The organism is Actibacterium ureilyticum (assembly GCF_002285435.1).
GTDB lineage: Bacteria > Pseudomonadota > Alphaproteobacteria > Rhodobacterales > Rhodobacteraceae > Actibacterium_C > Actibacterium_C ureilyticum.
The window spans coordinates 1-18,724 of sequence record NZ_NSBT01000038.1 but is presented as its reverse complement, the minus strand read 5'-3'; the positions used below and the strand labels follow the sequence as shown (position 1 = coordinate 18,724).

Sequence of the window (18,724 nt, the reverse complement as noted above, 5' to 3'; positions counted from 1 at the left end):
CGCGATGGACATCAAGGTTCCCGATATCGGTGATTTCGCAGAGGTGCCGGTGATCGGCATTCTGGTTAGCGTGGGCGACAGGGTGGCCGCCGAAGATCCGCTGATCGAGCTGGAAAGCGACAAGGCCACGATGGAGGTTCCCAGCCCCGCCGCAGGCGTGGTGAAATCCATCGCCGTGGCCGAGGGCGACAAGGTGTCGGAAGGCACCGTGATCCTGTCACTGGATGCCGAAGGCGGTGCGGCCGAGGCGGCCATCGAGACCGCCCCGGCCGCCGCTGCGCCGGCAGCCCCTGCTGCCGTCACAGCTACGGGCACCGCGACCGGCCCCGGCGACGTGCATGGCGAAGTGGTCGTTCTGGGGTCCGGCCCCGGCGGCTATACCGCCGCCTTCCGGGCGGCCGATCTGGGCAAGAAGGTCGTCCTGATCGAGAAGGACCCCTATCTTGGCGGTGTCTGCCTGAACGTGGGCTGTATCCCGTCCAAGGCGTTGCTGCACGCGGCCAAGGTGATCACCGAGGCCGAGGAAATGGGCGCACACGGCATAAGCTTTTCCAAGCCCAAGGTCGATATCGACGGCTTGCGTGGCTGGAAGGATAGCGTGGTCCAGCAGCTGACCGGCGGTCTGTCGGGCCTGGCCAAGGGCCGCAAGGTGCAGGTCGTCAACGGCTATGGCCGGTTCGCCGGTCCCAACATGATCGAGGTTCAGGACGAAGACGGGATCACCAAGGTCAGCTTCGACCAGTGCATCATCGCGGCAGGGTCCGAGCCGGTGAAGCTGCCCTTCGTCCCGCATGACGATCCGCGTGTGATCGACAGCACCGGTGCGCTGGAACTGCGCGAGGTGCCAAAGCGCCTGCTGGTTCTGGGCGGCGGGATCATCGGGCTTGAAATGGGCTGCGTCTATGACGCGCTGGGATCCAAGGTGACGGTCGTGGAGTTCATGGACCAGATCATTCCCGGTGCCGACAAGGATATCGTGAAACCGCTGCATAAGCGGATCGAGGCGCGGTACGAAAACATCTTCACCAAGACCAAAGTGACTGCGGTCGAGGCGCAGAAAAAAGGCCTGAAGGTCACGATGGAGGGCCCCGATGGCGAGATGACGGACACGTTCGACATGGTGCTGGTCGCCGTCGGGCGGCGCCCCAATGGCCATCTGATCGCGGCCGAGAAAGCCGATGTCGCGGTGGACGAACGCGGCTTCATCGCCGTCGACAACCAGCAGCGCACCGGCCAGCCGCATATCTTTGCCATCGGCGATGTGGTGGGCCAGCCCATGCTGGCACACAAGGCCGTGCACGAGGGCAAGGTCGCGGCCGAGGTCGCGGCGGGCGAAAAGCGGTTCTTTGACGCGCGCGTGATCCCGTCGGTCGCCTATACCGACCCCGAAGTTGCATGGGTCGGCGTGACGGAAACCGAAGCCAAGGCCAAGGGCATGAAGGTCGGCAAAGGCGTCTTCCCCTGGGCGGCATCGGGCCGGTCGCTGAGCCTGGGCCGGTCCGAGGGGCTGACGAAGCTCATCTTCGACGAAAGCACCGACCGTGTGATTGGCGCGGGCATCGTCGGGCCCAACGCGGGTGACCTGATCGCCGAGGTCGCGCTGGCGATCGAGATGGGGGCCGATGCGGTCGATCTGGGCCACACGATCCACCCGCACCCGACCCTGTCGGAAACCGTGAACTTCGCCGCCGAGATGTTCGAGGGCACGATCACCGACCTGATGCCGCCGAAGAAAAAGAAACACTGACACGATGCCGCCCCGCCACACGCGGGGCGGCAGTTTGCAGCATCTCATCCAAATCTGCGAAATTGGCTGCACCTTTCTGCACCTTGCGCTGTCAGACCAGTGGGCAAGCAACAAAGAGGCAGAAGAAAAGATGAGCGTTCCATACAGGCTGAAAACGGACGGCTGGTGGCTGTCGGACCGGATCGACTGGGTCGGACCGACCCTGCCGGTTTGCGCCCCCGCCGAACCGGCGATCTCGCTTGCCATGCCCTTGCCCCGTGACAAGGCAGGCGGGATCGCTAGACTTCGGTCCAGATCTTTGGCAGGCAACCGTGCAGAAAGGACCGGCCAATGTCCGCAGAAATCCTGATCGTCGATGACGACGCCCATATCCGTGACGTGATCCGCTTCGCGCTGGAGGATGTCGGCATGATGGTGCGCGAGGCCAGCAATGGCCAGCTTGCCCTGCGCGAGGTCGCGGCGCGGACGCCCGACATCGTGGTGCTGGATATCGGCATGCCGGAGCTGGACGGGTTCGAAACCTGCAAGGTGCTGCGCCGCAGCCATCAGATGCCGATCCTGTTCCTGACCGCCCGCGATGACGAGATCGACCGCGTTCTGGGGTTCGAGCTGGGGGCCGATGACTATGTCTCGAAACCCTTCAGCCCGCGCGAGCTGGTGCTGCGCATCCGCGCGATCCTGGCGCGGGCACAGGGCCGCAACGGTGCCGATCACAAGCTGAACCACGGCGCGCTGTCGATGGCGCCCGAAAGCCATGAATGCGCCATCGGCGATGAACGGATGCAGTTGACCGCGATCGAGTTTTCGCTGCTCAAGGCGCTGATGTCCGCACCCGAACGCGTGCTGTCGCGCAACCAGCTGATCGACCTGGTCTATGGGCACAACACCTATCTTTCGGACCGTACCGTCGACAGCCATATCCGCAATATCCGGCAAAAGGCGCTGGCGTTGGGCTGTGACGATGTCATCCAGACGGTGCGCGGTGTCGGGGTCAAGCTGGGCACGTGCCAGGCGTGAGCGTCCGGCAGAAATGGCGGCCATCGCTGGCCCTTGTGGTGGCGGTGGTCTGCGTGTTTCTGGTGACCATGCCGATCATCGGCGCGCTGACCGCGCGGCTGACCAGCAACCAGTTCGTGCGCGAAACCGAACACAGCCTGCTGACCCAGGGCGCCGTGATGGCCGAGGTCTATGCCTTTGCTTTTCAGACCGCCGCGCAGGGGGCCGATATCGGCAACGCGCTGACCGGCGACGCCCTGACACGGCGCGCGGAAACCTATCACCCGCTTGACCCGCAGCTCAGCGTCTTTCGCGACGATGTCTGGCCACCCCGCCCCGACGGCATTGCCGGGGACGCGCCGCTTTCAGCGCCGCACGCCCAGATCGCCCCGGATATGGCGCGGCTTGTCAAGCAGGCGCAGAAATCGACGCTGGCGGGGTATATCGTCCTGGATCATCGCGGCCAGGCCATTGCCAGCAGCGGGGACGAGAACCTGTCCTATGCCCATATCGACGAGGTCAGCGCCGCCTTGCAGGGCACCGCGACATCCGCCCTGCGCCGCCGGTCGGACGGCGGCGAGCGGCACCCGCTGGCCTCGATCAGCCGCGATGAGGCCTATCGCGTTTTTGTCGCGGTCCCGGCGATTGTCGAAAACCGGGTCATCGGGGCGGTCTATCTGTCGCGCACCCCGCTGGATCTGCGCAAATACCTGTATCAGGAACGTGGCAGCCTGACGGTGATCGGGCTGGTGATGCTGATCGGCGCGTCGGTGGTGGGGCTGCTGTTCTGGCGGCTGCTTTACGGCCCGATCCGCGGGCTGATGGCGCAAAGCCGGGCCGTGGCCAATGGCAGCAAGCCCGCGCCCGAACCGCTGGATCATTACGGGATGAAAGAACTGGCCGATCTGGGGCAAAGCGTCCTGTCGATGGCCAGCACGCTCAGCGAACGCGGCGCGGCGATCGAAACCTATACCGCCCATGTCACGCATGAGATGAAATCGCCCGTCACCGCGATCATGGGCGCAGCGGAATTGCTGCATTGCAGCGACGAGCCCGTCTCGCCCGAGCGGCGCGACAAGCTTCAGGCCAATATCCTGTCCGAGGCACAGCGGATGAACACCCTGCTGGAACGCCTGCGTGACCTGGCCCGCGCCAAGACGAAAGACACAACCGGCGATACCATCCCCTTGAACAAGATAGGGGAATCCTTGCGTTCAGAATACCCCAGCCTGACCCTGACCGTTGCGGGCGACGGGGATGCCGCCCTGCCGCTGCCCGCCACACAGGCCCAGGCCGCGCTGTCGCAATTGCTGCAGAATGCTGCGCAGCATTCGGCGCGGTCGGTGGTGCTGAATTTCGACGCGACCGCCGGGACGCTCAGCGTTCAGGACGACGGCAGCGGGATCAGCGCGGGCAACCGCGACAAGGTGCTGACGCCCTTTTTCACGACGCGGCGCGACAGCGGCGGCACCGGCGTCGGCCTGTCGATCGTCACCGCGATCCTGGAACAGAATGGCGGCACCCTGCTGCTGGAACCGTCGGACAAGGGTGCCCGTTTCGTGCTGACCTTTGGCTGATCACGCGCCATAGCGCGCGACGAAATTCCGCAGAATGCGCTCGGGCATCCGCACATCGGCGGCGCGGCAGGTCTCGATTAGCCGATCGGCATCCGCGGGCGGGAAATACCCCTTGTTGCGATAGATGCGGATGCGCAGCGCAAAGCCTTCGCTGTCGGCCTCGGGGTGGAATTGGGTGGCATAGACATTCTGACCGAAGCGGATCATCTGGAACGGGCACGGGCCGGACGCGATCAGATGCGCGCAGCCATCGGGCAGGGTCTGCACCGCCTCTTTATGGCCGACAAAGGCGCTGAACCCGTCCGGCAGACCGTCCAGAACCGGGTCGGCTTGACCGGCATCGGTCAGGGTACAGGCGACCGGCCCGACCGGCTCGCCATACATCTCTTTCGACACCGGCGCGCCCAGGTGATGGGCCAGGATACCGATGCCATAGCAGCAGCCCATGAACGGAATATCCTGCGCGGTGATCTGCGGCATCATCGCCAGTATCGCGGCCTCAATCCGCGCCTCGGCCTCGGTCTTGTCCTGGGGCGCGTCGCTGACACAACCCGGCCCGCCGCCGACGATCACCCCGGAATAGGCGGTCAGGTCCAGATCGTCCGGTACCGTTTGCTGGTCCAGACGGATGCGGTGGGTGTCGGCCGCCGCCAACCCGCCCTTGTCCAGAAACGCCTGATATTCGTCATCCGAGGCCTCGGTCTCGGGGCGCAATTGCAGGATCAGAAAGGGCTTCATGCGGGGCGGGCTCCGTCGCTGTGGCAGGCGCATATTGCCGGGGCCACCGCCCCCGTCAACCGGCCCGCCACGGCCGCGCTTGGCAGGGCCGAGGCTTTAAATTTCAAATTTCGACTTAAACCATCCGATTTCGTGCGGACGGGCCCATATGACACAGCAAATCCCGGCAGCTTCCGGTTTTTTATTTTGACTATCGAATTTATAAGTGAGATGCTCGCCACATCAGGGAGGAATCATGTATCTGGGTCTTGATCTGGGCACGTCGGGGTTGCGCGCAACGCTGGTGTATGCAGACGGCATCGCCATCGCATCGACCGAGGCCACCTATCCCATCGCCCACCCCCACCCGGGATGGAGCGAACAGGCCCCCAGCGATTGGGTCGACGCCTGTCGCACCGCCATCGACGCCCTGGCGCAGGCACACCCGCAACAGCTTGCCGCCCTGCGCGGCATCGGGCTGTCGGGACAGATGCACGGCGCGGTTTGCCTGGGCAAGGACGACACCCCCCTGCGCCCGGCGATCCTGTGGAACGACACCCGCTGCGCGGATGAGGCCGGCGCGCTGGACGCGCAACCCCAGGTCCGCGCGCTGTCGGGCAATATCGTCTTTCCGGGGTTCACCGCGCCGAAGCTGCTGTGGATGGAAACCCACGAACCCGAGCTGTTTGCACAGGTCGATTGCGTGCTGTTGCCCAAGGACTACCTGCGCCTGTGGCTGACCGGCGAGCGTGTGGCCGAAATGTCGGACGCCGCCGGGACAAGCTGGCTGGATGTGGGCGCGCGGGACTGGTCCGACACCCTGCTGGAGGCAGGCCACATGCGGCGCGATCAGATGCCCCGCGTGATCGAGGGCAGCGCCGTCGCCGGACAGTTGCGCGACGAGCTGCGGCAGGCCTGGGGCATCCCGCACCCGGTTGCGGTCGTGGGCGGGGGCGGCGACAACGCGGTCGCGGCCTGTGGCGTGGGCGCCATGCGCGAGGGGCAGGGTTTTGTCTCGCTCGGCACGTCGGGCGTTTTGCTGGCCGCGCGCGACGGGTTCCACCCCGCGCCGGAAACTGCCGTACACACATTCTGCCATGCGGTGCCCGACACCTGGTATCAGATGGGCGTGATCCTGGCCGCGACCGACTGCCTGAACTGGCTGGCGCGGATCACCGGGCAGAAGCCCGCGGCACTTTCGGCGCTGACCGGCGACCGGATCACCGGGCCGTCGGACCTGACCTTCCTGCCCTATCTATCTGGCGAGCGCACACCGCATAATGACAGCCGCATTCGGGGCGCGTTCCTGAACCTGGATATCGGCCACGATGCCGCCGACATGACCCGCGCGGTGATGGAGGGCGTGGCATTCGCCCTGCGCGACAACCTGCAGGCGCTGAAATCCACCGGTGCGGCGCTGCACCAGCCGCTGGCCATCGGCGGCGGGGCGCAATCGGAATTCTGGGTGCGCACGCTGGCCACGGTGCTGGACCTGCCGCTGGACCTGCCGCAGGCGGGCGATTTCGGCGCGGCCCTGGGCGCGGCGCGGCTGGCCATGGCGGGCGTCACCGGCGACGACCCGGCGCAGATCATGTCGCCCCCGCCCATCGCCCGCAACATCGAACCCGACCGCACCCTGACCGGCGCCTATGACGACGCCTATCGCCGCTACAAAAACGCCTATCCCGCCATGAAAGGCCTGCTATGAGCACCGGATTCTTCAAGGACATCACCCGCATCCCGTTCGAGGGCGCGGACAGCACCAACCCGCTGGCCTGCCGCCACTATAACCCCGACGAAATCGTCATGGGCATGCGGATGGAGGATCACCTGCGCTTCGCCGTCTGCTATTGGCACAATTTCGTCTGGCCGGGCGGCGATCCGTTCGGCGGCCAGACCTTCGACCGGCCCTGGTTTCCCGCCGACACGATGGCGCAGGCCAAGCTGAAGGCCGATGTCGCGTTCGAGATGTTCAGCGCGCTGAATGTCCCGTTTTTCTGCTTTCACGACGCCGATGTCCGGCCCGAAGGCGAAAGCTTTGCCGAAAACACCCGCAATCTGGAAGAGATCACCGATTACTTCGCTGGCAAGATGGAAGAAACCGGCGTCAAGCTGCTGTGGGGGACGGCGAACCTGTTCTCGCACCGCCGTTATATGGCCGGGGCCGCGACAAACCCCGATCCGGATGTCTTTGCCTTTGCCGCTGCGACGGTCAAAACCTGCATGGATGCGACCCACCGGCTGGGCGGTGCGAACTATGTCCTGTGGGGCGGGCGCGAGGGGTACGAGACCTTGCTGAACACCGATCTGGCGCGCGAGGATGCGCAGCTGGGCCGGATGCTGAACATGGTGGTCGATTACAAGCACAAGATCGGCTTCGAAGGGGCGATCCTGATCGAGCCCAAACCGCAAGAGCCGACCAAGCATCAGTATGATTACGATGTCGCGACGGTCTATGGGTTCCTGCGCCGTCATGGGCTGGAAACAGAGGTCAAGGTCAATATCGAACAGGGCCATGCCATTCTGGCCGGGCACAGTTTCGAGCATGAGATCGCACTGGCCAATGCGCTTGGCATCTTCGGGTCGGTCGACATGAACCGGAACGATTACCAGTCGGGCTGGGACACCGACCAGTTCCCCAACAACACGCCCGAGGCCGCGCTGGCCTATTACCACATCCTTCAGGGCGGCGGGTTCACCACGGGCGGCACCAATTTCGACGCCAAGCTGCGGCGCCAGTCGCTGGACCCCGAGGATCTGCTGATCGCCCATATCGGCGGGATGGATATCTGCGCCCGCGGGCTGAAGGCCGCCGCCGCGATGATCGAGGATGGCACGCTGCCGCAATTCGTCGCCGACCGCTATGCCGGGTGGGACAGCCCCGAAGCACAGGCGCTGCTGGCCGGGGACAGCGATCTGGACCAGATCACCGAACGCGTCGCGGCCAAGGACCTGCGCCCCGAACCGGTGTCGGGCAAGCAGGAATACCTTGAAAACCTGATCAACCGCTTCGTGTGAGCCTTTGACGGGGCTGCGCAAGATCGGGACGGCCCCGGACGGCTCGCCGCTGATGCAGGCAACCCTGCGGCACGGTGATGAAACGGTGACGCTGCTCAGCTATGGCTGCGCCACCTGCGACTGGCGCGTGCCGCTGGGCGGCGCGCGGGTGCCCGTGGTTCTGGGCCATGACGATCCCACGGGCTATCTGACCAACGCGCCACATCTGGGGATCATCGCCGGCCGGGTGGCCAACCGCACGGCCCGGGCGCGCTTCACGCTGGACGGGCGGCGCTATGACCTGGACGCGAACGAGCCCCCCCATCACCTGCATGGCGGGCAATCGGGCACAGGCCACCGGAACTGGCAGTTCGACCCAGATGGCGGCCATGGCTTGCGCGCCAGTTGCCGGATCGACCATCTGGAGGATGGCTATCCCGGCGCGGTCGCGATCACGGCGCTGATCCGGCTGGGGGTGGATGGGCTGACATACGACCTGACCGCGCGGCCCGACCGGCCGTCGCCGGTCAATCTGGCGCAGCACAATTATTACAACCTGATGGGTGGCGGGGCGATCTGGGATCACAGCGCCCGCATCGCCGCCCATGACCACACCCCCACCGATGCCCAGATGATCCCCACGGGCCATATCGAACCGGTGGCGGGCACGCGGTACGATTTAACTCAAACCCGCAGCTTCGCCACCGCCGACCGCATGCGGCAGGGCACCGATGTGAATCTGGTGCTGGACCCCGACCGCGACAGCGCCCCGGCGGCCGAGGTCACCGCGCCCAATGGCCTGCACCTGCGGCTTTGGACCGACCAGCCGGGGATGCAGCTTTACACCGGCGGCGGACTGCCCGGCGCCCCCGCGCAGGGCTTGCGCCCCTTTGGCGGGTTTTGCCTGGAGCCGCAGGGGTTCCCCGATGCCTTGAACCAACCCGGGTTTCCGTCGATCATCTGCACACCAGACCAGCCCTATCGTCAGACAACCCGCATCCAGATCGGCCCATGATCGCGCGCGCAACCCTGATCCTGTCCCTGCTGACCAGCCCGGCGCTGGCCGGGCCGCTGCCCGTGGCCGAGCCCGTCTTTGCAGCGCAGGACCCGGCGCAGGTCGCGCTGGGGCATCTGCTGTTCTATGACCCTGTGCTCAGTGGCAGCGGCACGGTGTCTTGTGCCTCCTGCCACCACCCGGATGCCGCCACCGCCGATGCGCTGTCGCTGGGCCTGGGCGATGGGGCGCGGGGCGTCGGGACAAAGCGCAAGGCGCTGGACGACAACCGCCCCGAACAGCGCATCCCGCGCAACGCGCCCGCGCTGTTCAATCTGGGCGCGGACGAGTTCACCGTGATGTTCCACGATGGCCGGCTTGAGGCTGACCCGGCGAAACCGAACGGCATCCGCACGCCGTTGGGTGATGACATGGTGGCGGGCTTCGCCTCCGTCCTGTCGGCGCAGGCGATGTTCCCCGTCCTGTCCCCGGACGAGATGGCGGGGCATTACGGCGAAAGCGACGTGTCGCGGGCGGTGCGCACCGGGCAGCTTGCGGGTCCCGGCGGCGCGTGGGACATCATCACCGCACGGGTCGACGCGATCCCGGAATACCGGGCGCGGTTTGACGGGATCATCGGCGCACGCGCGGCCACCTTTCCCGACATCGCCAACGCGATCGCCGCCTTCATCGCCGTCGAATGGCGCGCCGATGACAGCCCGTTCGATCGCCACCTGCGCGACGGCACCCCCCTGCCCGACGATGCGGCGCGGGGCATGGCGCTGTTTTACGGCAAGGCGGGCTGCGATAGCTGCCACGCGGGCCGGTTCCAGACCGATCACGACTTCCACGCCATCGCCATGCCGCAGATCGGCCCGGGCAAGGCCGAACGTTTCGAAAGCCACCACCGCGATCTTGGACGGATGCGCGTGACCGGCCGGGCCGAGGATGCCTATCGCTTCCGCACGCCGTCGCTGCGCAATGTCGCGCTGACCGCGCCCTATGGTCATGCCGGGGCCTTTGGCTCGCTGCGCGATGTGCTGCGCCACCACCTGGACCCGGTCGCCTCGCTGATGGGCTACGATCCGGCGCAGGCGGTGCTGCCGGACCTGACCGAGGCCGCGGGGGACTTTCAGATCCTGTCCGACGCGGCAGAGCTTCAGGCCATTGCCGAAGCGAACGAGTTGCCACCGCAAGCCCTGACCGAAGCCGAGATCGACGATCTGCTGGCCTTTCTGCACAGCCTGACGGATGAGCGCGGCGCGCGCGGACGGTTGGGCGTCCCGACGGCGGTGCCATCAGGCCTGCCGCTGGATTAGTCCCCGGACAGCACCTCGCCCCCGGCGGCACGATGCAGGGTCACGATGTGACCCGCCGTCACCGGCCACCATGGTCCGGTGGTCCCGTCCGGCCAGATCACCCGCAGCTTGGCCTCTGACACCGCGCCAAGGCCGAAATGCTGCAACCCCGCCTGCCCGCTGGCATGGCCGCCGCCCACGGTGATCTCGCGCGTCATCACGCGGCCATCGACCTCCAGCTCAACCCAGGCGCCCACCGCCTGACTGTTCACGCCCGCTTGCGTGACCGACACCATCAGCCAGTGCCCCGTCGCCTGCGTCAGGTTCTCATAAATCCGCACCGGCGCGCGCCGGTTCACCACCACCAGATCCAGCCGCCCGTCCAGGTTCAGATCGGTCAGCACCGCGCCCCGGCTGCGAGCCGTGTCGGCCATCCCGGCCTCGGCGGCGGCCTCAACGAAGCGGCCCTCATCGGTTCGCAGCAACAGGTTGTTGGGGTCCTCCATCGCGTTGCCGGGCATCTGATCGACATTGCCCTTTGCGATGAACACATCGTCGCGGCCATCGTTCTGCACATCGCCGAACGCGATATGCCAGCCTGTCGACGGGCGACCGTCATCGCCGATGAAAGGCCGGTGTGCCGTGGTGCCCATCGCAAAGGGCATGTCGGCGAAATGCGGGCCCGCGCCCTCACCCAGACCCTGAAGGCGCTGATCACCCATCGAGCTTAAAAACACTTCGGGCCGGCCATCGCCGGTCAGATCACGGCTGGCGATCCCCATGCCCCAAAGCTGGTGATCCTGCCAGCCATCGGCTTGACCATAAAGGCGCGGGTAAGCCTCCATCGCCCACATCTGCTCCTGCCCGCCACGGACATAATAATGCCGGTCATTGCTGAGCCGCAGATCGGCCCGCCCCTTGCGGCCCCAATCGGAAAACAGCGCGGACAGCGGACAGAAACCCGGCGTCAAATCCTGCGGCGCGGGATAGGCGCCCCCCTCGGGTCGATAGAGCAGGTTGACATCGCAGGCCTCGAACGGGCCATCGGGATCGGTCCGGTCGACGTAATTGCCAACCGCCAGGGTGGGCCGGGTGTTGCCCTGCTCCCATGTGGCGGTGAACGCCGTGCTCCACCGGTCGCCGCCATCCAGACCAAGCGCGTCGGTCACATCCGCGAACCGGCAATCGCCCAACCCGCGCAGTACCCGGTTCGGCCCCACACGCAACACGAACAGGTCCAGCAAACCGTCGCTGTCGATATCCAGCGGATAGGCCCCGACAACGCCTGTCAGGTCCGGGATCGCGTCTGGGTCGGCCGCAAAGGAGACATTGGCGTCAGACGTATTGCGCAGGAATGTCGCCGGGTTCACCCCGCCCGCCAGAAACAGCTCTGGCCGCAGATCGCCATCGCAATCGAAGCTGGCGACGCCACCGCCCACGAAATGCGTCCACCCACCATCATAGACATGGTCGATCCCCAGATCGGGGGCGCGGTCGGTGAAGCGCGGTTCGGCCAGAGCGGGCGCGGCGATCAGCAGCCCGGCCCAAAGCTCAGGCCGCATTGCCCGAGAAGTTCTGCAGCGCAATATCGGCCACCCCGTCGATGGCAAAGGCCGCCGCCCCCTTGGCCCACATCAGATCGCCCCATTTGTGGATCACGATCTGCGGCGGGGGCAGGTCGATCTGGATGATCGACCGGCGGATGCTGTCCAGCACCTGATCGGCGTAAAGGTAGTCGAACTGCATCCGCTCGCCCGACAGGATGATCAGTTGCGGGTCAAAGATATTGACCACATTCGCCAGGCCCATCGCGAACATCCGCCCCGCCCGGTCGAAGATCATCTGCGCCGTGGTGTCGCCGCCGCGCGCGGCCTCGACCAGTGCCTGCAACTTGGCGCTGCTGGTGGTGATGTCGGCGAAATCGGTGGTGGTCGCGGCCTCGCGCAGCAGGGCATAGTCGGCGACATACGCCTCTAGGCAGCCGCGCTGCCCGCAACGGCACAGCGCGCCATCCAGCTGCACCTTGGTATGGCCGAATTCCGCGCCGCAACCGCGCGCGCCGCGATAAACCTCGTTATTGATCACGATGCCCATGCCAACCCCGCTTTCGATGGTCACGACGATGAAATCGCTGACCCCGCGCCCGTGGCCGAAATACTGCTCGGCCATGGCGACCAGGTTGGCATCGTTGTCGATGAAGATCGGCAGATCGATCCGCGCGCCCAGCATGTCGCGCAGCGGCACGTTCCGTTCGGCCACGCTGGGCGACCAATGGACCAGCCCGCCCATCGCATCGACGACGCCCGACATGCCCAGCCCCACGCCGGACAGCTGATCGCGGGACAGCCCGGCCTTGGACAGGGTTTCGTCCAGCGCGCGCTCCACCAGCGCGGTCAGCTCTGCCGCGCTGTGGCGGCTTTTGTCCAACGCGCAGGTGTGTTCGGCGATCATCGTGCCTTCGAAATCGATCAGGGCGGTCGCGATCGCCAGATGCGACAGCTTCATCCCCGCGACCACATGCGCCGCGCCGCGCACCTTCAGGTCGACGCGCGGGCGGCCCCGGCGCAGGTCGGATCGGTCCGGCGTGCCGGTTTCCTCGATCAGCCCCTCGCGCAGAAGCTCGGCCGTGATGGCCGTGACCGTGGCCGGGCTGATGCCGGTTTCCCGCGCCAGATCGACACGGGCCACGCGCCCCGCCTTGCGAATTGCCGAGAAAACCTGACGGCGGCCGCTCTCTCTTTGATCATTCACCATCGCCTTCCTCCCTAGCGAAGCTGATGGCCCGAAGTAAGTGTGATTTAATATTTCAATACGCAAATCAAAATATCAAGATATTCCTTCCACGGGCCAAATTACATGCTGCAACTGCAGCGTAACCCAGCGGAATCGGATTATTTAATTAGACTTGCAAATTATTTAGTGATAGCCTTTTGCCACCGGCCTCCGAATCCCCTGAGAAAGACTCGGAGGCATCTGTTGGGAGGAAATAATGAAACGTCTCACCGCCATTGCCGCGGCCGTGTTCGGCGCCGCAATGACCAGCGCCGCCTTTGCCGCGGACATGACCGTCGGGGTCAGCTGGTCGAATTTTCAGGAAGAACGCTGGAAAACCGACGAAGCCGCCATCAAGGGCGCGCTGGATGCCGCCGGCGCCGCCTATATCTCGGCCGATGCGCAATCGTCGTCGGCCAAGCAGCTTTCCGATATCGAAAGCCTGATGGCACAGGGCGTTGACGCGCTGATCGTGCTGGCCCAGGACGCCGCCGCCATCGGCCCCGCCGTTCAGGCCGCCGCGGACGAAGGCATTCCGGTCATCGCCTATGACCGTCTGATCGAGGATCCGCGCGCCTTTTACCTGACCTTCGACAATGTCGAGGTCGGCCGGATGCAGGCCCGCGCGGTGCTGGAAGCCCAGCCCAGCGGCAATTACGTGATGATCAAGGGCTCGCCCACCGATCCGAACGCCGATTTCCTGCGCGGCGGCCAGCAGGAAGTGCTGCAAGCCGCGATCGACGCGGGCGACATCACCATCGTGGGCGAGGCCTATACCGACGCCTGGCTGCCCGCCAACGCACAGCGCAACATGGAACAGATCCTGACCGCCAATGACAACAACGTCGATGCGGTCGTGGCGTCGAATGACGGCACCGCCGGTGGCGCCGTGGCCGCGCTGGCCGCGCAGGGCATGGTTGTGCCCGTGTCGGGCCAGGATGGCGATCACGCCGCGCTGAACCGCGTGGCGCTTGGCACGCAGACCGTGTCGGTCTGGAAAGACGCGCGCGAGCTGGGCAAGGCCGCGGGCGAAATCGCCGTGGCACTGGCCGGTGGCACCGCGATGGGCGATGTCGACGGCGCAGGCGAATGGACCTCGCCCGCCGGGACGACCATGACCGCGAAGTTCCTGGCGCCGATGCCGATCACCAGGGACAACCTGACCGCGGTCGTCGATGCGGGCTGGATCGCACAAGACGCGCTGTGCCAGGGCGTCAGCAACGGCCCCGCCCCCTGCAACTGATCTGATCCGGGCGCCCTGCGGCTTGCGGGGCGCCCCACCCAGCCGCCAGTCCACCGGCTGAGACAATCGGGACACTTCCATGACCAAATCGGCCCCTTCCAGCGCGCAGGCTAAGCCTTCGCTGTTCAAGTCACTTGAGATCGACACCCGTCTTCTGGGCATGATCGGCGCCTTTGTCGCGATCTGCCTGGTGTTCAACGTGATCACCGACGGGCGCTTTCTGACCCCGCGCAACCTGTTCAACCTGACGATCCAGACGGTGTCGGTCGCGATCATGGCCACCGGCATGGTCTTTGTCATCGTCACCCGCCATATCGACCTGTCCGTGGGCGCGCTGCTGGCAACATGTTCGGCCGTCATGGGCGTGATGCAGGTGCAATTGCTGCCGCAATTTCTGGGCCTGGGCAACCCGCTGATCGCGCCGCTGGCGGTTCTGGCGGGCCTGCTGGCGGGCGCGGTGATCGGGGCCTTCAACGGGTGGCTGATCGGCTATCAGCGCATCCCGGCCTTCATCGTCACGCTGGGCGGGCTGCTGGTCTGGCGCAATGTAGGCTGGTACCTGACCGACGGTCAGACACTGGGCCCGCTGGACAAGAATTTCCTGCTGCTCGGCGGGGTCGAGGGCACGATCGGCGCCACCGCCTCGTGGATCGCGGGCGTGCTGTTTTCGGTCGTCGCGATCTGGGCGATCTGGCGTGCGCGCCGGGCCAAGATCGCGCATGCCTTCCCGGTCAAGCCGCTTTGGGCCGAAGGTGCGCTGATGGCGATCTCGGTCGTGGCGATACTGGGCTTTGTCGCGATCATGAACAGCTATCAGGTGCCGCTTGGCCGCCTGAAACGCGAATTCGCGGCACGGGGAGAGGTTCTGCCCGATGGCTATACCGAGGTTTATGGCCTGCCGATCTCGGTCCTGATCCTGATCATCATCGCCATTGCCATGACCATCCTGGCGCGCCGCACGCGGTTGGGCCGCTATATCTTCGCCACCGGCGGCAATCCCGACGCGGCCGAACTGTCGGGCATCAACACCCGACTGCTGACGGTCAAGATCTTCGCCCTGATGGGCGTCTTGTGCGCGCTGTCGGCGATGGTGGCGCAGGCGCGTCTGGCCAACCACACCAACGATATCGGCACGCTGGACGAACTGCGCGTCATCGCCGCCGCCGTCATCGGCGGCACCGCGCTGGCGGGCGGGATCGGCACCATCTATGGTGCGATCCTGGGCGCACTGATCATGCAATCCCTGCAATCGGGCATGGCCATGGTGGGCGTCGACGCGCCGTTCCAGAACATCGTCGTGGGCGCCGTTCTGGTCCTGGCCGTCTGGATCGACATCCAGTACCGCAAACGCACCGGAGAGAAAGTATGACCCAGACCGTCGAAAACCGGGGCACACCCCTGGTCGAAATGCGCGACATGTCGATCTCGTTTGGCGGGATCAAGGCGGTCGACCACGTCACCGTCGATCTGTACCCGGGCGAGGTTGTGGGCCTGTTGGGCCACAACGGCGCTGGCAAATCGACCCTGATCAAGATGCTGTCGGGCGCCTATGCCCCCGACACCGGCGTGATCCGGATCAACGGCGAAAAGGCCGAGATCCACAACCCACGCGACGCGCGGCGCTATAACATCGAAACGATCTATCAGACCCTGGCGCTGGCCGACAATCTGGACGCGGCCAGCAACCTGTTCCTGGGCCGCGAGCTGGTCACACCGATGGGCTTTGTCGACGACGACGCGATGGAGGCCGAAACTCGCAAGATCATGCACCGCCTGAACCCGAACTTTCAGAAGTTCAGCGCACCGGTCTCGGCCCTGTCGGGTGGGCAGCGGCAATCGGTTGCGATTGCCCGCGCGGTCTATTTCAACGCCCGAATCCTGATCATGGACGAACCGACCGCCGCCCTTGGCCCGCACGAAACCCAGATGGTCGCCGACCTGATCCAGCAGCTCAAGGCCGAGGGGCTGGGCATCTTCCTGATCGACCACGACGTGCATCAGGTGATGAAGCTGTGCGACCGCGCCAGCGTGATGAAGAACGGCAAGCTTGTGGGCACCGTCGACGTGGCCGACGTAACCGATGACGACCTGTTAGCCATGATCATCCTGGGCAAGAACCCGATCACGGGCGAGGTGATGGCCGGCTGACGCCGCTAGCGCAGCAGCAACGCCTCTTCCAGCGGGGCGTTGTCCTTGACCAGATCGGCCAGGCTGATCTTGTCGAGCGAGCGATAGAATTCCCCCAGCGCCACCGACAACGCATCGCGCAGCTTGCAGCAGCCCAGAAGCGGGCAGGTGTTGTCCTCCTGCGCGGCGAAACACTCGGCAAAGGGCGTGTGCGCCTCAAGCTTGCGAAACACCTGCCCCACCGAAATTTCGGCCGGCGGCCGGTCCAGGGTCACACCGCCATGACGACCCCGCGTGGTCTTCAGCAGCCCATGCCGCGACAGCGCATTGATCACCTGCGCCATGTGGTTTTCCGATGTGTTGCACGCCGTGGCGATATCGGATTTGCGCACGATACGCCCCGAATTGACCGCGCAATACATCAAGGCGCGCATGGCGATATTGGTGCGTGTCGTCAGACGCATCGATCAAGCGCCCCCTGTTGCCGCGTTTTGGTTCATCTGGAATACATGATTTTCCGCCGCCGCAATTTGATCGAGATCATGTCGCCCCACGATGCGGCCCCTTTCGGCAGCGCCCGAAACCGCGTATGCCGGATGGGCGCAAAAGGATGTTCGGATGACACTTGAAAACCTGGCCTGGATCGGGGCGGCCTATCGCAACAACAGCTTCCGGCTCTGGGCCGTCGATGGCGCGGGCAAGGTGCTGAAAACCGCAACCGCGCCGGGGCGCGGCGTGGCGGACCTGGCCCGCGCGGTGTCGGGCATGGGCGCGGCGGCGCATGTCCCGGTGATCACCTCGGGCCTGCCCGGCGACAGCTATCGCAAGACCCCCTGCACACCGCTGCCCGACACGCTGTTGGTGGTCATGTCCGATGGGATCAACCGCGCCGTCATCCCCGGGCTGGCACAGGATGCCCCCGCGCATCTGACACGCGGCCCCGAAACCCTGATCGCGGGCTTTCTGGCGCTGAACCCCGATTTCGACGGCGTGATCTGTCTGCCCGGTGAGATCACCACCTGGGCCCAGATCAGCGCGGCCGAGGTCGTCAGCATCGTGACCTTCGTCACCACCGAAATCGCCCGCGACCAGGCGGCCAATCTGGGCCTGACCACCGCGACCTATCATCAGGACGACTTCCTTCAATCCGTCAGCGACACCCTGTCCCAGCCCGAGCGCATGACCGCGCGCCTCGCCTCGATCCGGGCCGAGGGTCTGCAGCACAACCTGCCCGAGGCCAATGCCCGCGCCCGTCTCTGGGGCGCCCTGGTCGGCGCAGAACTTGCCGCGACCCGGCCCTACTGGCTGGGCCAGCAGGTCGCCCTGATTGGCGTGGGCCCGGAAACCGTGTTCTACAAGGCCGCGCTGGACGGTCAGGGGCTGGCCGTGACCACGACCGATGCCGACATGATGCTGCTCAAGGGGTTTGCCGGCGCCTATATGCGACTGCGGAACTGATCCCAACGGGCGAAAGGGGCGCTGCCCCTCTGCCCGTTCCGGGCATTCACCCCGGAGTATTTTCGGAGCAATGAATAGGCAACGCCGCCCCCCTTCTTCTTGGCGGCAATACTCCGGGGGTGCGGGGGCTGGCCCCCGCTGGCTTGCCGCCCGTCAGTCCAGAAACGCCTTTTCGACCACGTATTCGGCGGGCTTGGAATTGGCGCCCTCGGTCAGGCCATAGCCTTCGAGCAGCTCCTTGATCTCCAGGTTGAAGGCCAGGTTGCCGCAGACCATCGCGCGGTCGGTTTCCGGGCTCAGTGGCGCGACACCCAGGTCGGCGAACACCTCGCCCGCGCGCATCAGGTCGGTGATGCGGCCCATCTTGGGGCTCTGCTCGCGGGTCGTGGTGGGATAGTACCGCAGCTTGTCGGCGAAGCCCTCGCCGATCAGCTCGGCCAGCATCTCATCGCCGCGGATTTCGTCGATCAGCGCCGCGCCATAGGCCAGCTCGCCGACCTCGCGGCAGGTGTGGGTGATGATCACCTCGTCATAATCGGTAAAGGTCTGCGGGTCGCGCAGCAGGCTCGCGAAGGGCGCAAACCCGGTGCCAGTGGCAAAGAGCCACAGCCGCTTGCCCGGCAGCAGCGCGTCATGGACCAGCGTCCCCACGGGCTTGGGCCGCAGGATGATCTGATCGCCCGGCTGGATATGCTGCAACCGGCTGGTCAGCGGGCCGTCTTGCACCTTGATCGAGTAGAATTCCAGCTCCTCATCCCAGGAAGGCGAGGCGATGGAATAGGCCCTGAGCAGCGGTTT

The 18,724-nt window shown here is 65.6% G+C and carries 17 protein-coding genes; 12 read left to right on the top strand and 5 right to left on the bottom strand.

The features are described from left to right. The first annotated feature begins 4 nt into the window (after positions 1-4). The 4 genes from lpdA to CLM60_RS19380 are packed head-to-tail and all read left to right on the top strand — an operon-like array spanning position 5 to position 4,320. Positions 5-1,747 carry a dihydrolipoyl dehydrogenase gene (gene lpdA / locus CLM60_RS19390; protein WP_095590814.1) on the top strand — a complete coding sequence of 581 codons (1,743 nt, stop codon included), beginning with the start codon at positions 5-7 and terminating at the stop codon, positions 1,745-1,747. A 34-nt stretch (positions 1,748-1,781) separates the two neighbouring features. Continuing rightward, positions 1,782-2,096, top strand: a complete 315-nt coding sequence (locus CLM60_RS20760) for a hypothetical protein (protein WP_141246564.1) — start codon at positions 1,782-1,784, stop codon at positions 2,094-2,096. Next, positions 2,078-2,764 (top strand): response regulator transcription factor, encoded by a 687-nt coding sequence (locus CLM60_RS19385; protein WP_095590813.1) that lies wholly within the window; start codon positions 2,078-2,080, stop codon positions 2,762-2,764. Before CLM60_RS20760 ends, CLM60_RS19385 begins: the two co-directional genes overlap by 19 nt. After that, the gene (locus tag CLM60_RS19380) at positions 2,761-4,320 is read left to right on the top strand and encodes an ATP-binding protein (RefSeq protein ID WP_095590812.1); all 1,560 of its coding nucleotides are present in this window, start codon (positions 2,761-2,763) and stop codon (positions 4,318-4,320) included. Before CLM60_RS19385 ends, CLM60_RS19380 begins: the two co-directional genes overlap by 4 nt. Here the strand turns inward: CLM60_RS19380 and CLM60_RS19375 are convergent, their stop codons facing one another. Continuing rightward, positions 4,321-5,058 carry a glutamine amidotransferase gene (locus tag CLM60_RS19375; protein WP_095590811.1) on the bottom strand — a complete coding sequence of 246 codons (738 nt, stop codon included), beginning with the start codon at positions 5,056-5,058 and terminating at the stop codon, positions 4,321-4,323. A gap of 235 nt (positions 5,059-5,293) precedes the next feature. Between CLM60_RS19375 and xylB the strand changes: the two genes are divergently transcribed. Genes xylB through CLM60_RS19355 form a run of 4 tightly spaced genes read left to right on the top strand, consistent with a single transcriptional unit; the run spans position 5,294 to position 10,347 of the window. Continuing rightward, positions 5,294-6,745 (top strand): xylulokinase, encoded by a 1,452-nt coding sequence (gene xylB, locus CLM60_RS19370; protein WP_095590810.1) that lies wholly within the window; start codon positions 5,294-5,296, stop codon positions 6,743-6,745. Further along, positions 6,742-8,055, top strand: coding sequence for a xylose isomerase (gene xylA / locus CLM60_RS19365; RefSeq protein WP_095590809.1), 1,314 nt, complete (start codon positions 6,742-6,744; stop codon positions 8,053-8,055). The genes xylB and xylA overlap by 4 nt, the downstream gene beginning before the upstream one ends. 52 nt (positions 8,056-8,107) lie before the next feature. Then, positions 8,108-9,049: an aldose epimerase family protein gene (locus CLM60_RS19360; RefSeq protein WP_141246563.1), complete on the top strand. Its 942-nt coding sequence runs from the start codon at positions 8,108-8,110 to the stop codon at positions 9,047-9,049. After that, on the top strand, positions 9,046-10,347 hold the full coding sequence (locus CLM60_RS19355) for a cytochrome-c peroxidase (protein WP_095590807.1): 1,302 nt from the start codon (positions 9,046-9,048) through the stop codon (positions 10,345-10,347). The genes CLM60_RS19360 and CLM60_RS19355 overlap by 4 nt, the downstream gene beginning before the upstream one ends. Here CLM60_RS19355 and CLM60_RS19350 read toward each other — a convergent pair. Both CLM60_RS19350 and CLM60_RS19345 read right to left on the bottom strand, forming a co-directional pair. Continuing rightward, complete coding sequence (locus tag CLM60_RS19350) at positions 10,344-11,888, bottom strand: CRTAC1 family protein (RefSeq protein WP_095590806.1); 1,545 nt, start codon at positions 11,886-11,888, stop codon at positions 10,344-10,346. The genes CLM60_RS19355 and CLM60_RS19350 overlap by 4 nt on opposite strands. Then, a complete protein-coding gene (locus tag CLM60_RS19345) occupies positions 11,878-13,080 on the bottom strand; it encodes an ROK family protein (protein ID WP_095590805.1) in 1,203 nt (400 codons plus the stop codon). Before CLM60_RS19345 ends, CLM60_RS19350 begins: the two co-directional genes overlap by 11 nt. Before the next feature lie 235 nt (positions 13,081-13,315). Between CLM60_RS19345 and xylF the strand changes: the two genes are divergently transcribed. The 3 genes from xylF to CLM60_RS19330 all read left to right on the top strand — a co-directional run bounded on the left by xylF (position 13,316) and on the right by CLM60_RS19330 (position 16,489). After that, positions 13,316-14,341 carry a D-xylose ABC transporter substrate-binding protein gene (gene xylF / locus CLM60_RS19340; protein ID WP_095590804.1) on the top strand — a complete coding sequence of 342 codons (1,026 nt, stop codon included), beginning with the start codon at positions 13,316-13,318 and terminating at the stop codon, positions 14,339-14,341. A gap of 79 nt (positions 14,342-14,420) precedes the next feature. After that, a complete protein-coding gene (locus tag CLM60_RS19335) occupies positions 14,421-15,710 on the top strand; it encodes a sugar ABC transporter permease (RefSeq protein WP_095590803.1) in 1,290 nt (429 codons plus the stop codon). Further along, entirely contained in the window at positions 15,707-16,489 is a 783-nt protein-coding gene (locus tag CLM60_RS19330; RefSeq protein ID WP_095590802.1) for an ATP-binding cassette domain-containing protein, read from the top strand. The genes CLM60_RS19335 and CLM60_RS19330 overlap by 4 nt, the downstream gene beginning before the upstream one ends. Before the next feature lie 5 nt (positions 16,490-16,494). Here the strand turns inward: CLM60_RS19330 and CLM60_RS19325 are convergent, their stop codons facing one another. Further along, positions 16,495-16,932 (bottom strand): RrF2 family transcriptional regulator, encoded by a 438-nt coding sequence (locus CLM60_RS19325; protein ID WP_095590801.1) that lies wholly within the window; start codon positions 16,930-16,932, stop codon positions 16,495-16,497. A gap of 154 nt (positions 16,933-17,086) precedes the next feature. On the opposite strand from CLM60_RS19325, the gene CLM60_RS19320 reads away from it, so the two are divergent. Then, positions 17,087-17,926, top strand: a complete 840-nt coding sequence (locus CLM60_RS19320) for a 2-dehydro-3-deoxygalactonokinase (RefSeq protein WP_176473936.1) — start codon at positions 17,087-17,089, stop codon at positions 17,924-17,926. A 153-nt stretch (positions 17,927-18,079) separates the two neighbouring features. On the opposite strand, the gene CLM60_RS19315 is transcribed toward CLM60_RS19320, so the two are convergent. Then, the coding region (locus tag CLM60_RS19315) for a ferredoxin--NADP reductase (RefSeq protein WP_095590799.1) at positions 18,080-18,724 on the bottom strand (645 nt) is incomplete at its 5' end.

Coding starts and splice junctions, on each gene's coding strand:
- CLM60_RS19330 (WP_095590802.1), top strand. CDS start 15,707: ATGACCCAGACCGTCGAAAACCGGGGCACACCCCTGGTCGAAATGCGC.
- CLM60_RS19385 (WP_095590813.1), top strand. CDS start 2,078: ATGTCCGCAGAAATCCTGATCGTCGATGACGACGCCCATATCCGTGAC.
- CLM60_RS19375 (WP_095590811.1), bottom strand. CDS start 5,058: ATGAAGCCCTTTCTGATCCTGCAATTGCGCCCCGAGACCGAGGCCTCG.
- CLM60_RS19345 (WP_095590805.1), bottom strand. CDS start 13,080: ATGGTGAATGATCAAAGAGAGAGCGGCCGCCGTCAGGTTTTCTCGGCA.
- CLM60_RS19355 (WP_095590807.1), top strand. CDS start 9,046: ATGATCGCGCGCGCAACCCTGATCCTGTCCCTGCTGACCAGCCCGGCG.
- CLM60_RS19320 (WP_176473936.1), top strand. CDS start 17,087: ATGACACTTGAAAACCTGGCCTGGATCGGGGCGGCCTATCGCAACAAC.
- lpdA (WP_095590814.1), top strand. CDS start 5: ATGGACATCAAGGTTCCCGATATCGGTGATTTCGCAGAGGTGCCGGTG.
- xylA (WP_095590809.1), top strand. CDS start 6,742: ATGAGCACCGGATTCTTCAAGGACATCACCCGCATCCCGTTCGAGGGC.
- xylF (WP_095590804.1), top strand. CDS start 13,316: ATGAAACGTCTCACCGCCATTGCCGCGGCCGTGTTCGGCGCCGCAATG.
- CLM60_RS19335 (WP_095590803.1), top strand. CDS start 14,421: ATGACCAAATCGGCCCCTTCCAGCGCGCAGGCTAAGCCTTCGCTGTTC.
- CLM60_RS19325 (WP_095590801.1), bottom strand. CDS start 16,932: ATGCGTCTGACGACACGCACCAATATCGCCATGCGCGCCTTGATGTAT.
- xylB (WP_095590810.1), top strand. CDS start 5,294: ATGTATCTGGGTCTTGATCTGGGCACGTCGGGGTTGCGCGCAACGCTG.
- CLM60_RS19360 (WP_141246563.1), top strand. CDS start 8,108: ATGCAGGCAACCCTGCGGCACGGTGATGAAACGGTGACGCTGCTCAGC.
- CLM60_RS19350 (WP_095590806.1), bottom strand. CDS start 11,888: ATGCGGCCTGAGCTTTGGGCCGGGCTGCTGATCGCCGCGCCCGCTCTG.